General features: G+C 37.7%; 16 protein-coding genes. 9 read left to right on the top strand and 7 right to left on the bottom strand.

Annotated features, from left to right (window positions below):
* Nucleotides 1-395 precede the first annotated feature (395 nt).
* The 4 genes from radA to AC1DND_RS02695 all read right to left on the bottom strand — a co-directional run bounded on the left by radA (nt 396) and on the right by AC1DND_RS02695 (nt 5,190).
* A complete protein-coding gene (radA, locus tag AC1DND_RS02710) occupies nt 396-1,772 on the bottom strand; it encodes a DNA repair protein RadA (RefSeq protein WP_477578899.1) in 1,377 nt (458 codons plus the stop codon).
* 397 nt (nt 1,773-2,169) lie between these two features.
* Nucleotides 2,170-3,720, bottom strand: a complete 1,551-nt coding sequence (locus tag AC1DND_RS02705) for an Rne/Rng family ribonuclease (protein ID WP_029274483.1) — start codon at nt 3,718-3,720, stop codon at nt 2,170-2,172.
* Nucleotides 3,721-3,999: 279 nt separating this feature from the next.
* On the bottom strand, nt 4,000-4,878 hold the full coding sequence (locus AC1DND_RS02700) for a tetratricopeptide repeat protein (protein WP_477578897.1): 879 nt from the start codon (nt 4,876-4,878) through the stop codon (nt 4,000-4,002).
* 9 nt (nt 4,879-4,887) lie between these two features.
* Nucleotides 4,888-5,190, bottom strand: coding sequence for an HU family DNA-binding protein (locus tag AC1DND_RS02695; protein WP_025143406.1), 303 nt, complete (start codon nt 5,188-5,190; stop codon nt 4,888-4,890).
* 169 nt (nt 5,191-5,359) lie between these two features.
* On the opposite strand from AC1DND_RS02695, the gene mutY reads away from it, so the two are divergent.
* Nucleotides 5,360-6,421 carry an A/G-specific adenine glycosylase gene (mutY, locus tag AC1DND_RS02690; RefSeq protein WP_477578895.1) on the top strand — a complete coding sequence of 354 codons (1,062 nt, stop codon included), beginning with the start codon at nt 5,360-5,362 and terminating at the stop codon, nt 6,419-6,421.
* Nucleotides 6,422-6,477: 56 nt separating this feature from the next.
* Nucleotides 6,478-6,915, top strand: coding sequence for a single-stranded DNA-binding protein (locus AC1DND_RS02685; protein ID WP_029274486.1), 438 nt, complete (start codon nt 6,478-6,480; stop codon nt 6,913-6,915).
* Between the two features lie 141 nt (nt 6,916-7,056).
* Here the strand turns inward: AC1DND_RS02685 and AC1DND_RS02680 are convergent, their stop codons facing one another.
* Together AC1DND_RS02680 and AC1DND_RS02675 are read right to left on the bottom strand one after the other, a co-directional pair.
* Nucleotides 7,057-8,490, bottom strand: a complete 1,434-nt coding sequence (locus tag AC1DND_RS02680) for a DUF4270 domain-containing protein (RefSeq protein WP_477578893.1) — start codon at nt 8,488-8,490, stop codon at nt 7,057-7,059.
* Between the two features lie 22 nt (nt 8,491-8,512).
* Nucleotides 8,513-9,337 (bottom strand): glycogen/starch synthase, encoded by an 825-nt coding sequence (locus AC1DND_RS02675; protein ID WP_477578891.1) that lies wholly within the window; start codon nt 9,335-9,337, stop codon nt 8,513-8,515.
* Nucleotides 9,338-9,486: 149 nt separating this feature from the next.
* Between AC1DND_RS02675 and panC the strand changes: the two genes are divergently transcribed.
* From panC to AC1DND_RS02655, 4 genes are all read left to right on the top strand, one after another.
* Nucleotides 9,487-10,332 carry a pantoate--beta-alanine ligase gene (gene panC / locus AC1DND_RS02670; protein ID WP_477578889.1) on the top strand — a complete coding sequence of 282 codons (846 nt, stop codon included), beginning with the start codon at nt 9,487-9,489 and terminating at the stop codon, nt 10,330-10,332.
* Nucleotides 10,333-10,426: 94 nt separating this feature from the next.
* Nucleotides 10,427-10,777, top strand: coding sequence for an aspartate 1-decarboxylase (gene panD / locus AC1DND_RS02665; protein ID WP_029274491.1), 351 nt, complete (start codon nt 10,427-10,429; stop codon nt 10,775-10,777).
* Nucleotides 10,778-10,781: 4 nt separating this feature from the next.
* Nucleotides 10,782-11,762, top strand: a complete 981-nt coding sequence (locus AC1DND_RS02660) for a lysylphosphatidylglycerol synthase transmembrane domain-containing protein (RefSeq protein WP_477578887.1) — start codon at nt 10,782-10,784, stop codon at nt 11,760-11,762.
* Nucleotides 11,763-12,217: 455 nt separating this feature from the next.
* On the top strand, nt 12,218-13,357 hold the full coding sequence (locus tag AC1DND_RS02655; RefSeq protein ID WP_477578886.1) for an acyl-CoA dehydrogenase: 1,140 nt from the start codon (nt 12,218-12,220) through the stop codon (nt 13,355-13,357).
* A gap of 67 nt (nt 13,358-13,424) precedes the next feature.
* On the opposite strand, the gene AC1DND_RS02650 is transcribed toward AC1DND_RS02655, so the two are convergent.
* The gene (locus tag AC1DND_RS02650; protein ID WP_057931556.1) at nt 13,425-13,769 is read right to left on the bottom strand and encodes a phage holin family protein; all 345 of its coding nucleotides are present in this window, start codon (nt 13,767-13,769) and stop codon (nt 13,425-13,427) included.
* Nucleotides 13,770-13,787: 18 nt separating this feature from the next.
* On the opposite strand from AC1DND_RS02650, the gene AC1DND_RS02645 reads away from it, so the two are divergent.
* The 3 genes from AC1DND_RS02645 to nusA all read left to right on the top strand — a co-directional run bounded on the left by AC1DND_RS02645 (nt 13,788) and on the right by nusA (nt 16,052).
* Entirely contained in the window at nt 13,788-14,219 is a 432-nt protein-coding gene (locus AC1DND_RS02645; RefSeq protein ID WP_477578884.1) for a hypothetical protein, read from the top strand.
* Between the two features lie 121 nt (nt 14,220-14,340).
* Nucleotides 14,341-14,805 (top strand): ribosome assembly cofactor RimP, encoded by a 465-nt coding sequence (rimP, locus tag AC1DND_RS02640; protein ID WP_477578882.1) that lies wholly within the window; start codon nt 14,341-14,343, stop codon nt 14,803-14,805.
* Between the two features lie 2 nt (nt 14,806-14,807).
* The gene (gene nusA / locus AC1DND_RS02635; RefSeq protein ID WP_029274497.1) at nt 14,808-16,052 is read left to right on the top strand and encodes a transcription termination factor NusA; all 1,245 of its coding nucleotides are present in this window, start codon (nt 14,808-14,810) and stop codon (nt 16,050-16,052) included.
* Nucleotides 16,053-16,253 lie beyond the last annotated feature (201 nt).

Below are 16,253 nucleotides of genomic sequence, written 5' to 3'. Positions count from 1 at the left end.
GTATATGCGCTTTGAGCAAATGAAAATGCCGTAAATAGGCAAAAGCTGAAGCTTAGAATGATTTTTTTCATGGTTTTATAATTATCCGGTTAATGATCTAATCAAAGTTATTTAAAATTTTTCATTAATAATGAAAACAAAAAATCCCCGCTAACATCCATTAACGGGGAAAATCATCCCTATAATTGCAATCACATTTTATGATGTACATTTAAATTATTATAGGCAAACTAGAATCCAAAAGTTTAATTTTTTGTTTTTGGTATAGTTAATGTATTTATATTCAGTTAGTTGTTGTTTTTTTGCTGATTTGTTAATATTCAATGATGTTATAGGAATGTAGAATATTATCTTCTTTCTGTGGAAATTTGTTGAGTTGTTTCCCCACCTTTTATCTATCCAAAAACAAGGCTGAACACTTCTTCTATTTTACTTACTGCTTTAATCTCAAGGTTGTATTTGTTTGTATCAATTCCTTTCAAGTTGTATTTAGAGATGTAAATCGTTTCGAAACCTAATTTGTCTGCTTCGGCAATACGTTGTTCGATTCTGTTTACCGCCCTAATTTCTCCCGATAGGCCTACTTCTGCGGCGAAACAGTTTTTTGAAGAAACAGCGATATCCTGATGCGATGATATAATGGCAATTAATACGGCCAGGTCAATTGCAGGGTCTTCCACTCTAATTCCACCGGCGATATTTAAGAAAACATCTTGTGTACTTAATCTAAAGCCACAGCGTTTTTCTAAAACAGCTAAGAGCATGTTCATCCTTTTGGTATCGAAACCTGTTGCTGAGCGTTGAGGAGTTCCATATGCTGCCGAACTCACTAAGGCCTGTGTTTCAATCAACATCGGCCTTGCACCCTCTAAGGTTGCGGCTATGGCGATTCCGCTCAGCTCTTCATCACGTTGTGAGAGCAAGATTTCTGATGGATTGGAAACTTCTCTTAAACCACTGCCCTGCATTTCGTAGATCCCGAGTTCTGCGGCTGCACCAAACCGGTTTTTGATGGATCTTAGGATGCGATAAACGTGGTGCCTGTCGCCTTCAAACTGTAAAACCGTATCAACCATGTGCTCGAGTATTTTAGGGCCTGCAATAGCGCCATCTTTGGTGATGTGGCCGATAAGGAAAACAGGTACGCCGGTTTCTTTTGCAAAACGCAATAATTCGGCAGTACATTCCCTTACCTGCGATACACTACCTGGTGTTGAATCGATATGAGCGGAGTGCAAAGTCTGAATAGAATCTACAACTAAAATYTCTGGTTCAAGAATTTCGATCTGTTTAAATATATTCTGTGTAGAAGTTTCTGTTAAAATGTAACAGTTGGATGAGGGGCTTTCCTGAATCCTTTCTGCCCGCATTTTAATCTGTTGTTCGCTTTCTTCACCGGAGATATAGAGTAGTTTTTTGCCCTTTAAATTTAAAGCCAGTTGCAACATCAAGGTCGATTTCCCGATACCCGGTTCACCGCCGATGAGCACTAGCGATCCTTCTACTAATCCACCACCTAAAACGCGGTCTAATTCTTTATCGCCAGTTAATATTCTACGCTCAGTTGATGATTGTATTTCATCAACCTTACTTGGTTTGCTTAATTTGCGACTGGTATTATCGCTTTTCCAGGTTGGAACAGAAGCGGAGCTTTTTTCTACAATTTCTTCTACAAAGGTATTCCATTGGTTACAAGACGGACATTTACCCAACCATTTTGCCGATTCGTAGCCACAGCTCTGACAGAAAAATGCACTTTTTGATTTTGCCAATTGATTAAAATTTTAGATTACGAATTTAACCTTTCAGGATTGAAAGTGTTTTTATTTTTTTGAACAATTAATCGTTTGCCCGAATCGTGTTTACGTTAAACCTCGCAGGTTTTCAAAACCTGCGAGGTTCGAAACATCACTATAAAATGCAGCGCCATTGTTGATAAACCTGATAGAACGGAAAGCCCGGAGCGAAGAATGAGTGAGGACTTGGAGGGATAGCAGGACTAAGTGGCCAAAACGCACAGGACAGTTGTTTTCCAAAAATATTGACCACCTAAGTCATCTGAGCACAACTTAATGAGGCACTTAATTAATATTTTAGATTTGAAATACACTTAAACAACAGAAAGCCCAGATTTAAAAAATCCGGGCTTTCTGTTAAATGTGTTTTGAGTTATAACTTAATCTCTTCATCTTTTGCGGAGATGAAGTGAAACTCGGTTAAGTGATACGATGATTGTGCCTTAACTTTAATCCATTGGCCGTATTTAAAGAACCAGCGGCGTTGAAGGTTGAAAATGCCTTTTGTAATGTAAGCTTCGATGTATGGGTGTACGCAAAGGGTTACGCCTTTTTCATTCTGCTCTCTTAAAATATAATTAAGGTTGTTCTCAATATCATCCATTAAAACGATACTCGCTTTAATTTCTCCGGTCCCATCGCAGGCCGGACATTTTTCTACCGTAACAATATTCATTTCCGGACGAACACGTTGTCTGGTAATCTGTACCAAACCAAATTTGCTCGGAGGCAAAATAGTGTGTTTGGCTCTATCCAATAACATCAGCTCACGCAAATAATCGAATAGCATTTTACGGTTTGTTGGTTTGTGCATATCGATAAAATCGATTACCACAATACCGCCCATATCGCGCAAGCGCAATTGACGGGCAATTTCTTTGGCCGCCTCTTTGTTTACCTGTAAAGCATTCTCTTCTTGATTTTCTTTACTGGCAGTACGGTTTCCACTATTCACGTCTATAACGTGGAGTGCTTCAGTGTGCTCTACAACAAGGTAAGCACCGCCTGGTAAGTTTACTGTTTTTCCGAAAGCGTTTTTAATCTGCTTTTCTACACCAAAATGATCGAAGATAGGTTCTTTCTGTTTGTATAGTTTAACGATCTTTTCCATTTCGGGAGAGATGTCGTGAACATAAGAACGGATATCATCGTACAACTCTGGCGTACTCACGTAAACGTTTGTAAAATCAGGGTTCAGAATATCACGGATTAACGTTGATGATCTGTCCATTTCTCCCCAAACTCTTTTTGAAGGTTCGGTAGATGGCATTTTTTTAATGAAGTTTTCCCACTTAGCAATTAAATCTAAAAGATCTTTTTGCATTTCGGCAACCCCTCTGCCTTCAGAAACGGTTCTGATAATGACCCCAAAATTTTGAGGTTTAATACTTTCAATAATCTTTTTTAAACGATTACGTTCGGTATTACTTTTAATTTTTTTTGATACAGATATGGTATTGGAGAATGGCACCAGTACCACATACCTGCCGGCAATCGAAATGTCGGAACTTAAACGCGGTCCCTTTGTAGAAATTGGCTCTTTGGCAATTTGTACAGGTAGGAGCATGTTTTTACTGAGCACATCAGAAATTTTGCCCGCCTTGTTAATATCGGCTTCTAGCTTTAAATTATCTAATAATGTGCCTGTAACCGAGCCATTACGCTTGATCTTCGTTAGCTTAATTAAAGATTGCACCTGAGGGCCCAAATCAAAGTAATGCAAAAAAGCATCTTTTTCATAACCAACATCCACGAAAGCGGCATTCAGGCCAGGCATAATTTTTTTAATGCGGCCTAAATAAATATCGCCTACAGCGTAGTTAATATTGATTTGTTCTTTGTGAAGCTCAACAAGTTGTTTGTCTTCAATCAACGCTATGGTAACTCCGGCAGGAGTCGAATTGATAATTAATTCTTTTACCAACAGCTACAGATTTAAGGCTTTCGCCTATTAACAAATGGATAGTAAATAAAAACAGTGATGTAGCCAAAAACATATACAATAAAAAAATCATATAAATTGTTTAAACCTCATAGTGTTTACTATGAGGTTTAACTGGCTTTATCAAATAAGAAACTATTTTTTCTTATGTCTGTTTTTTCTTAAACGTTTTTTACGTTTGTGGGTAGCCATTTTATGTCTCTTTCTTTTTTTACCGCTTGGCATAGTTTTAAGTTTTAAATGTTTTTATTAATCTGTTAATTAATTTTTATTCTTTAGTTCAGCCACCTTCTTATCAATGAATGAAGATAAGGTTGGGTTAGCCGCTAATTTTTTGCTTGATAGGTAAGCATTTACTGCTTCTTTATTTCTGCCTAAATTTTCTAAAGCTGTTCCTAAATAAAAATAGGCTTCAGGAGTTGGAGCAGCGGCAATTACGGTATTAAAACGAGGAATTGCTTTATCAAACTGACCTGATTTTATAGAGAACAATCCTAAATTCATATTGGCCTTTACATTTTTAGGTTCTTTAGCAACAACTTCTAACAACATTGCAATACCTTGCATTGGTGCGCCTAAGCCGTTTACTATCGTTATACCTAAGCCTGTTTTAGCTTCAATGTTTGTAGAGTCTTTCTCTAATGCATTTTTGTAAGATACATTGGCTTTCTGCAATAAAGCAGGTTGCGCTATGCTATCTTGTGTGCTTTCAAAAGCTTTTATAAATTGATTACCGGCAGCTAACCACGATTTTGATGATGGTTCGCCTTCGGCTACAACTTCTAAATACAGTGCAGATGGCGTAATTTGCTCAACATCGTCCCATTTCTGAGCCAGTTGTTTAGCAAGTTCAATCTTCTCTGCGCCATTTGCGCCTTTGTAGCTGTTTTCTAAAGCTGTAATGTCTGTAGCCAAATTCTTATTGATTACATTCTTTGCAGCAGTAGACGAAGTTTCGAGGTTTAGTACCGATGTATTTGATGGAGAAGCTGCTCTGGCCATTGGGCCACTTGAAGGCATTTTTCCATTTTCTTCCGTTGGTTTAACCAAACCCTTAATGTCTCTTGTAAATAAGAATGCAACAAGCAATACAATCGCTCCAATAACTATGGTTTGTTTTGATCTGATATTGCTATTCATATATAAGACTTAGGCTTCTACGTTAATTTTTTTTGAATTGCTTTTTACTTTATCAACAAATACTTTTGCTGGTTTAAAGCTAGGAACGAAGTGTTCTGGGATAATTATTGCAGTATTTTTTGAGATATTTCTCGCAGTTTTTTGCGCTCTCTTTTTAACAACAAAGCTTCCGAAGCCTCTTACGTATACATTTTCACCGCCAATCATGCTGGTTTTGATAACCTTGAAAAATGCCTCAACTGTTTCCTGTACATCAACCTTCTCAATTCCGGTTTTTGTTGATATTTCTGAAATAATATCTGCCTTAGTCATATTTTATTATTTATTATATATTATGTTTTAATATTACTACTGTTTTGGGGTTGCAAAAGTATTGCTTTTTAATGAGATAGGGAAATAAAAGATGATTTTTTTATCACTAGACTTATCAGGCAATTGCAAGTTTTTTTTTAATCGGATAAATAGACCGTAATTTGCAGTAATGATATTTCAAAATGAACTCATCAATTGGTACCTGATAAATAAGAGAGATTTGCCCTGGAGGCATACCAATGATGCTTATACCATCTGGTTATCAGAGGTTATATTACAACAAACACGAGTAGAACAAGGGCTTCCGTACTTTAATAGGTTTTTAGAGAATTTCCCTACAGTTGCCGATTTTGCCAGTGCTACCGAAGCCAAAGTTTTGAAGCTTTGGCAAGGACTGGGTTATTACTCGAGGGGCAGGAATATGCATGCAACCGCTCAAATTGTGGTGAAAGATTATCATGGAATCTTCCCAAATCTGCATGATGAGCTCATAAAATTAAAAGGGATTGGTGAATATACAGCTGCTGCCATTTCCTCATTTTCGACTGGAGAAGCACGGGCTGTGGTAGATGGAAATGTATTTCGGGTACTCTCCAGGTTCTATGGTTTAGCTACGCCAATAAATAGCCCGGCCGGCAAAAAAGAGTTTTATGCGTTAGCAAATGATTTGCTCTACAAAGATGACCCTGCGCTATATAACCAGGCTGTTATGGAGTTTGGAGCCATGCAGTGCAAGCCAAAATCGCCCAATTGTAGCGTTTGCTCACTTAGTCAGGAGTGTTATGCTTTTAACCATGGCCAGGTAAATATGCTACCGGTTAAAATCCGCAAAGCCGAACAAAAACACCGGTATATTAATTATTTTGTTTGTTTTGAAGATGAAAAAGTATTGATCAGGGAAAGGCAAGCAGGGGATATATGGCAGCATTTATATGATTTCCCTAGCGTGGAAACTACAGAAGAATGCGAGTGGAGCGATTCATTATTCATCGATCGGGTAAAATCTGTATTCGGAAACAACGCCGATTTTACATTTATAAGAGCCAAAAAGCACATATTAACTCACCAAATAATCCATGTACAATTTTTTGCATTAAAAAATTATATATTTAACTTTAATAAACAAAAGGAACTTAATTGGGTTTCTTTAAGTAAATTAGATGAGTTACCGCAGCCAAAAGTAATCCATGATTTTGTTCTGGAATATTTTTATAAGAACAAAATGGAATAACTAACCATCTTATTCGGTGCGCACTTAGAAAACGAAACAACTAACCAAAAATATTTATGTCTGGGATTAACAAAGTTATTTTAGTAGGCCATTTAGGCAAAGACCCTGAAGTGCGACATTTAGACGGTGGCGTAACAGTAGCCAGTTTTCCATTAGCTACCTCGGAAACATACAACAAAGACGGTAAAAGAGTAGAACAAACGGAATGGCACAATATTGTGTTATGGCGTGGCTTAGCAGAGGTTGCTTCCAAATACCTTCAGAAAGGTAAACTGGTTTACATAGAGGGCAAATTAAGAACAAGATCCTTTGAAGACAAAGAAAAGGTTAAAAAATATGTAACAGAAATTGTGGCCGAAAACTTTACCATGTTAGGCAGAAAAAGCGATTTCGAGCAAAGTCCAACTACACCAACGCATCAAAGTTCTGAAGCTAAAATTGAAGATGAATTTACAATTGGTCCATCAGATGAGAATGGAGATCTTCCCTTTTAATTAAAGTTAAAATACATAAAAAAGCTACCTGATGAGAGGTAGCTTTTTTTATGCGCTTTTATTCCGTAGCCATAAAATAATGATACAAAAAAACTCCTGCCAGTTTTGCTAGCAAGAGTTTTTATGATTACACTAAAATCGTTAATTAATTTTAGTATAATAAATATTTAACTTTATCTTATTAGCAGTTGAGCTGCTAGCGCCTATAATCGATCTTTCTGCAGATGTAGCAGTAGGTGTTCTCTGGAAATCGGTATAAGATGTAGGAGCTAGGAATGTGCCATAATCTTCAACGTTTTTATCAATCAAGCTCTGAACGTAACTGGTTATGATAAAAATATAACGTTTCTTTAACGAATCGAAATAACCGCCAAAAAGTGCTGCACCCCCTGAAGCACTGCTTGAAAAAGTTGTAAAATCAGGTATATCGGCTGGTTGATGCGCAATATCCCAACGATATAAAGAAAGTCGTTGAGCAGCATTAAAAGGATATGCTGGTGCATTTTCACCTATCTCTACAACTAATTCTGCCTTATTGATAATTGCTTTCCCGTAAGTATCCTTAAAGCTTGTTAATGCTGGGAAGGTTAACTTGGTTTTTACACCGGCTAAGCCTTGTAAGTAAGTAACATTATATTGTTGAGCCGGATCTGTTGGAACTGCAACATCAATTTGTTTTTGCACTTCCGTGCCGGTATAATCGTGCTTAATGTTTGCGGCTATTCCGGAAATTGAACTGCCACTACTGCTATTTTGAACCAACGCTCCAATTGGAAAGTTAACACTATTGGTGTCTATTCCGCTTGATGAATTGGTTTTTTTCCAAACCAGTTGTAAATATGAATCGGTGCCTGTGAAATTGAAAAAGGCAATACCTCCAACCCCTGTTGAAGATGTTTTATTTACCTGAGCATATAAGCCTTTAAATGCGTCTATAAATTTTGCATTTGTGGATGTTCCTGCGGTGCCTAAGTTTAATATGGCGTTTTGTATAAATGCCTTGTTTAAAGGAATTCTGATCTGTGCAGGTACAGTTTTTAGAGTATCAGCTTTGCCTGGAACAATAATAGATATTTTTCTTTTAGTATTCGGCGCCAGTTTACCTGTAAAATTGCCTAAAAGTGTGTTGTTAATCGCTTGTACATCAGAGCTTTTATAATTCGTAACCTTATTAGCTAACTGATAAACATCAATACTGTATTTAGAATTGGTGGTATCGCCATAAAATTTGGTTAGTGTAGATGTTGTATCTAATTTTAATACCAAAACTGCAGAATCTAATACTGGAGTGGTACCGAAATCTGTATTAACAATTGGGTAAACCGTTAATGCTAAAGCTGCCTCGGTTTTTCCAAAGGTAGGGTCTACCATGTATCCCAATGGATAACGGTTTAATCCGTAGGTATTGGCAGCGTCTTCTTGTACAAGTTGAGCCTTAACCGGCGATACCACCAGCGTTCCGGTAATTGCAGCGTTCGGATCTACATCTAAACCAACACCATCAGGGTTTTTGCACGATGCAAAAAGAAAAAGACCTATCAACAGGGTTAATAAGTCTTGTTTTGTAAATTTCATATTTAAAATAATAATACCTTAATTAAGCAAGTGAAACCAGTTCGTCATTCGAAATTTCTTCATAAAAAGTATAGAAGTTTTCGAAATTCTCGGTTAAGTTAAAAGCTAATGTTGGCTTATTGGAATCTTTAACAAATTTTAACATAGCTGCATTTAGGTTTTCATCTGCTAAAACTACTGCATCAGAATGTGTTATCGCACCAATGTGCATGCTGTCGCAATCAGATGGCAAGAATGCTTTAGTATCATCCTCGGTCATATTGGCCATTACTGCTTTATTCGCGAAATTAGCATTTAATTTCTCTGTAAAGCCATCCTCATAAACAGAATATACTACTTTAGAATTTTTAAAAGTAGGATCATTTTTATAAGTTGTTTTGATATAGGCAGGAACTAATGCACTCATCCAGCCATGACAGTGAACAATATCTGGCGCCCAGCCTAATTTTTTAACGGTTTCCAATGCGCCTTTGCAAAAGAAAATTGTGCGTTCATCATTGTCGTCGAAGAATTTCCCGCTTGCATCTCTAAACACTTGTTTGCGTTGGAAATATTCTTCATTGTCTAAGAAATAAACCTGCATGCGTGCAGCTGGGATGGAGGCTACTTTAATGATTAAAGGATTATCGTTGTCATCGATAATGATGTTCATTCCTGATAAGCGGATTACTTCGTGTAAACGATTTCTTCTTTCGTTGATGTTACCAAATTTAGGCATTAAGATGCGGATTTCGAATCCTTTTTCTTGCATTGCTTGTGGTAATTGGCGCGTGATTTCAGAAATTTTAGTAAGCTCGAGGAAAGGCGACATCTCGTGTGTAACAATCAGCAGCTTCGTTTTGGCCATCTCCATATTCTAAGAAAATATTAAGTTAAATAAAAGATAATGAGCTGCAAAGGTAAGCATAATAATACTATTTATCAATATAGCAAGCATTTGTTTGGTTTCGTTTAGATTAATTTACACCTTTACGGCTTTAATTTAGTTTGTCCAAATTGGAAATATTTAAAACCAAAGCAGCACTTAAGGCTTTTTTAAAACCCTTAAAAGCATCAGGTAAAAAAATAGCACTTGTGCCTACCATGGGTGCCTTGCACAATGGTCATATATCGTTGATAAAAATGGCCCAACAAAATGCAGATATCATTATCTGTAGCATATTTGTAAATCCAACGCAGTTTACAGATCCCAAAGATTTAGAGAAATACCCGCGCCCAATCGAACACGATTTAGCCATGCTGGCCGATGCTGGTTGTAACGGTGTATTTATGCCTAATGTAGATGAAATGTATCCTGCCGGGGCCGACGAGGCTTGGCGCATTGATTTGGGTAATGCCGAATTTCTGTTGGAAGGCGAATTTAGAAAGGGCCACTATCAAGGTGTAACGCAGATTGTAAAAAAATTGTTTGATGCCGTTGAGCCAGATGTAGCCATGTTCGGACAAAAAGATTTCCAACAGGTATTAATGATCAAGAATATGCTGGCTTATTTTAAGCTGCCCATCACCATTATTACCTGTCCGATTATCCGCGAAGCCGATGGTTTAGCCATGAGCAGCCGAAATATCCATTTATCGGCCGATGATCGCAAACATTCGCTCGTGCTGAGTAAATCGCTGCAGTTCGTTGTTGATCATTTTAACGAATATTCACTATCCGAATTAGAAGATAAGGCCAAAGCATTTTACCATAATATTGATGGTGTTGAACTGGACTATTTTACCATTGCCAATGGCGATACACTGGAACCAGCCAAATCAAAACATGAAAATAACCTGATTGCGCTGGTTGCAGCAAAAGTAGGTTCAACCAGGCTGATCGATAATATGATTATTAAGTAAAGTCAAGATGTGCGTATCAAGAATCAGAATTTACCGATTTGCGAAACTCCAAACTGATGACTGAAAACTCCAAACTGATTACTAACTTTGCCGAATGGTTATCACAATATTAAAATCGAAAATACACCGTGTTAGGGTAACACAAGCCGAATTGAACTATGTAGGCAGTATTACGATAGATGAAGATTTGATGGATGCAGCTAACATTATCGCTAATGAAAAGGTGCAGATTGTAAATAATAATAATGGTGCACGTTTCGAAACTTATGTGATTAAAGGCGAACGCGGTACCGGAACCATCTGTTTAAATGGCGCAACAGCCCGTTTGGCTCAGCTTGGCGACATTCTCATCATTATGTCGTATGGCTCATTACCAATAGAAGAAGCCAAAAAATACAATCCAATATTGGTTTTTCCTGACGATAACAACCACTTGCTAAAATAACCTTGTGATATTCGACCTCAAAACAGCGCTAAAATATATCATCCTGTTTTTAATCGGGATAGGGGTTTTATATTTAGCTTTTAGAGGTCAGGATTTAGGAAAGATCTGGCAGGAAATTAAAACCGCCAACTACTTTTGGGTAATTACTTCTGCATTTGCCGTATGGATTGCACATGTATTACGTGCTTTGCGCTGGCAAATGCTGTACAAATCTATTCATTACAAAGTGAGTTTCTGGAATGCTTACCATGCCGTAATAATCGGCTATCTGGCTAACCTTGCTTTACCGCGCTTCGGAGAGATTGGCCGTTGTTCGGTTATTCACAAAGCCGAAAAGGTACCCATGTTTGCTTCTATAGGTACCGTAATTACCGAACGGCTATTTGATGTGCTGATGCTTTTTCTCACCAGTTTGGCAATGCTGATTTTTCAGTATGATATGGTAGCCGATTTTCTTTATCAAACCATATACGTCAATCTTATTAAAAAATTAAGTACGATTAATTATTTGTGGTTAGTTGGTTTGGGTATCATTATTTTGCTGCTCATTGCTGTTGCAATATATTTTCTCCGCCAAAAATTCAGTAAAAAATTCTTGCGTATTTTTGTAAGCCTGCGCCAGGGATTTGGCTCATATAGCAAGTTAAAACAAAAAGGATTATTTTTAACCTATACACTAGGGATATGGCTTTTCTACTCACTTTCTATGTATTTCGCCTTTTCTTCTATTCAAGCTACTTCAGGATTACATTTTAACGCTGCATTTACCGCAATTGTATTTTCTGGTTTTGCTATGGCAGCCCCTGTTCAGGGCGGTATTGGTATTTTCCACTGGATGGTTGCGCAGTCTTTGGTGCTGTATGGCATATCTTTTAAAGATGGTTTGGCTTACTCAACCATCATTCATTCTTCGCAGGTTTTATTGATTCTTGTTTTAGGAAGTTTAAGCCTTGGGCTCATCTTGACTAAAAGGGTGACTAAATAATCTTTTTGTGGGCGTTTTAACACGCTGTTCGCTGTATCTTTTTGGCTGCCCTTCTACTACGCTCCGGATGACAGCCAAAAAGGATGCCGCTTCCATCGTTAACGCAGATCATACAAGCAAATAAATATGGCTTAATAGTACAAGCTACCTTTGGTTAAATAAACCTGACCGACAGCGTTATCCCRGTTTAAGCACTATACTTTTTTATTTTTTTGTGTGCTTGCTTGTTTCACAGGTTTCACCGGATAAAGCACAGGGCAGGGCTATCGGAGCCCAAGAATTACTGCTCTTGCTTTCCAAAAAATAACCGAAACATCTGTTTAAAGCTATAATAGGCCGGTACTAAATACACCAATATAACAACCAATGAATTTAAAAATAAATTACTATGCAACCATAGTAATTTCGATCATTAATGCTACATTTGATTTACTAACCTTTTATACATAAATGTTATGCATTTTGAATTAAGTGAAGAGCAATTAATGATTCGGCAAGCTGCCCGCGATTTCGCGCAGCAAGAATTAAAGCCGGGTGTAATCGAACGAGACGAACATCAGAAATTTCCGGCCGAGCAGGTAAAAAAACTTGGAGAACTTGGTTTCCTGGGAATGATGGTGAACGAAAAATATAATGGAAGCGGACTCGATGCCATTTCTTACGTTTTGGTAATGGAAGAGCTATCTAAAATCGATGCTTCCGCATCTGTTGTTGTTTCGGTAAACAACTCGTTAGTTTGCTATGGATTAGAGGCCTATGGCAGTGAAGCCCAAAAAGAAAAATATTTAAAGCCGCTTGCAGCTGGAGAAAAAATAGGCGCATTTTGTTTATCGGAGCCCGAAGCCGGATCTGATGCTACCTCGCAACGTACGACCGCTGAAGATAAAGGCGATTATTATCTACTGAACGGTACAAAAAACTGGATCACCAACGGCGGTACTGCATCAACCTATCTGGTTATTGCGCAAACCCACCCAGAGTTAAGGCATAAAGGTATCAATGCTTTTATTGTAGAGAAAGGGATGGAAGGTTTTACCGTTGGACCAAAAGAAAATAAACTCGGCATCCGCGGATCTGATACACATTCTTTAATGTTTAACGATGTGAAGGTGCCAAAAGAAAATAGGATTGGTGAAGATGGCTTTGGTTTTAAGTTTGCCATGAAAACTTTAGAAGGCGGGAGGATCGGTATTGCGGCCCAGGCTTTAGGTATCGCACAGGGGGCTTTCGAGTTGGCCACGCAGTATGCTAAAGAGCGTAAATCATTCGGCAAACCAATTGCTGAACATCAGGCCATTGCTTTTAAACTGGCCGATATGGCTACACAGATCGAAGCCGCCAGGTTATTGGTTTATAAAGCTGCCTGGTTAAAGGATCAGGGTTTACCTTATACACAGGCCGGTTCTATGGCCAAGCTTTTTGCTTCAAAAGTGGCGATGGATGTAACCATCGAAGCTGTACAAGTGCACGGTGGTTACGGTTTCGTAAAAGAATACCACGTAGAACGGTTAATGCGCGATGCTAAAATTACCCAGATTTATGAAGGTACATCTGAGATTCAGAAAATGGTGATTTCGAGAGAAGTTATTCGTTAGTCGTTTAGTCAAAAGTCTGTAGTCCTTAGTCCAATCCGACTCATGACTACAGACTCACGACTTCGGACTATTCCTTCTCCCCAACTACAGCGCTAAACACTGCTTTAATTAAAGCTACAACTATAGCCAAAAATGCAGCAGCGATAAAGCCTGAAGTGTTAAAAGAGGTCATCATGTTATCAACCAATAAAATCATTAAAACGGTAATGATAAATGATACCAGTCCGAGCGTTAAAAAATTAACAGGGAATGTTAATAATCTTAAAATGAACCCAATGGTCGAGTTTGCAAGTGCAACCAGTACTGCAGCAATAATGGATGTTGCATAACTATCAACATGTACGCCAGGTACTATTCTTGCGCCGATAAAAAAGGCTAATCCCATCAAAAGGATTTCGATAATAAATCTCATAATTGTTTATTTTTGTAAATGTTCAAATGCTTTTTTAAATACCAGGCCATAATTGCTGTTGTTATATTTGCACTTTCATGTTCGAATACAAACAACAGGCCAATAATTAAGTTTTCTGGGGATAGTTCATCAATAATAATTAAAAATATTAATGAGGCGAGTCTGTTACAGGTTAAAAATGCCTATCAGGCTAACGCAGATACACTTAATTTGGTTTCTGTTTTGCTAAAACCGGGCGATCTGGACAGTATCCAGGATGAGCTGGAAGTGCCCGGCAAGGTTAAGATACTAGGCGATTCACTCGTATTTAATCCCGATCAGCCATTTCTTAAGGGTAAAGAATATCTGGTTGAGAGTTACATCGGGATAAAATTTGCAACCGTGGGCGATCTGATTATGGGGAAGGGTAAGCAGAATTTAAAAGCGCAGCAACAAACACTTAAACGGTAATAATCAGCATAATAATTAGCGCAAGTGTTTGATTTTTTCTAAAAAATTACTACATTTGCATCGTAATCGAAGAAAAGAGAAGGGGACAGTGTCCCCTTTTTCTATGAAATCAGGTTAAAATATGCAGGTAGAAAAGAGAGTTGCAGCCCTCGTTGAGGAAAAAATAGCAGATCGGCCAGAACTCTTTCTGGTTGAAGTAAAAATGTTGCCAAACAATAAATTAATTATCCATGTTGATGGCGACGAAGGTATTAGCATACAGGATTGTGTGGCCATAAGCAGGCATGTTGGTTTTCATCTCGAAGAAGAAAACGCAATAGAACAGGCTTATAATTTAGAAGTTTCTTCGCCGGGTGTTGGTGAGCCTTTAAAATTAATCCGTCAATACAATAAAAATATTGGCCGTACAGTAAGCATTAAGTTGAAAGAAGGATTAAAAAAAGAAGGGAAACTGCTTTCGGTTACAGAAAATAATCTGCTGATTGAAGAATCGGTTAAAGAAAAAGGGAAAAAGGCGGTAGCAATTCAAACAGATGTTCCGTTTAATGATATATTAGAAACAAGTGTGTTAATTTCATTTAAGTAAAAATGAGTACTACAACAATTAATTTGATCGACTCTTTTCAAGAGTTTAAAGATTTCAAAAATATAGATCGCCCAACGGTGATCAGTGTGCTGGAAGAAGTTTTTCGTAGCATGTTGCGTAAAAAATACGGAACAGACGAAAACTGTGATGTTATCGTGAATCCGGATAACGGGGATTTGGAGATCTGGAGAACTAGAAAAGTAATGGAAGATGGATTTTCTGAGGATGATGATTTAGAGATCGAGCTTGCTGAAGTTTCTAAATTAGATAGCACTTTAGAAGTTGGCGATGATTATATCGAGCAGATTACTTTAGAAAGTTTTGGCCGTAGAGCAATTTTAGCTGCCCGTCAAACTTTGGTTTCTAAAGTATTGGAATTAGAGAAAGACGAAATCTTCAAAAAATATAAAGATAGGGTAGGCGAAATCGTAACAGGTGAAGTTTACCAGGTTTGGAAGAAAGAAACTTTGGTTTTAGATGATGAAGGTAACGAACTTTTAATGCCTAAAACAGAGCAGATTCCAGCAGATTATTTCAAAAAAGGTGATTCTGTAAGAGCAGTGATCTCTAAAGTAGAAATGATCAACGCTAACCCGAAAATTATCATTTCGAGAACAGCACCAGAATTTTTGCAACGCCTTTTCGAACAGGAAGTTCCAGAAATTTTCGATGGTTTAATTACCGTTAAGAAAATTGTTCGCGAACCAGGAGAACGTGCTAAAGTTGCTGTTGAATCGTACGATGACCGTATCGATCCAGTTGGAGCGTGTGTAGGTATGAAAGGGTCACGTATCCACGGTATCGTTCGCGAATTGAAAAACGAAAACATTGATGTGATTAATTTCACCAATAATATTTCATTATACATTACCCGTGCTTTAAGCCCGGCAAAAATCACCTCTATTAAATTGGATGATGAAACCAAACATGCATCGGTTTACTTAAAACCAGATCAGGTTTCATTGGCAATTGGACGTGGCGGACACAATATTAAACTGGCTGGTAAGTTAACTGGCTACGAAATTGATGTGTATCGTGAAGCCGGAGAAGAAAACGACGAGGATGTTGATTTAGAAGAATTCTCAGATGAGATTGATAGCTGGATCATTGATGAATTAAAGGCTATCGGTTGCGATACTGCTAAGAGTGTACTAGCACTTACAGTAGAAGATTTGGTAAAACGCACCGACCTTGAAGAGGAAACCATTAAAGAAGTGGTTCAAATTTTGAAGTCAGAATTTGAATAAGTGGTGTAATTGCCAAATAAACACTACTTTTGTATTAAATAAAAAAACAATAACAGGAGCTAAATGTCAGACGACAAACCAATCATTTTAATTAAAGCTATTAAAGAACTTAATATAGGCATGGGTACGGCCGTTGAGTTTTTAAACAAAAAGGGATTCTCTGCCGAGAAGAGCCCTATGTTTAAACTTACGGGAGACATG

This window comes from Pedobacter sp. 01N416 (genome assembly GCF_056399685.1).
Note: the sequence above shows the minus strand (reverse complement) of the source record. Positions and strands in the feature narration are given on the sequence as shown.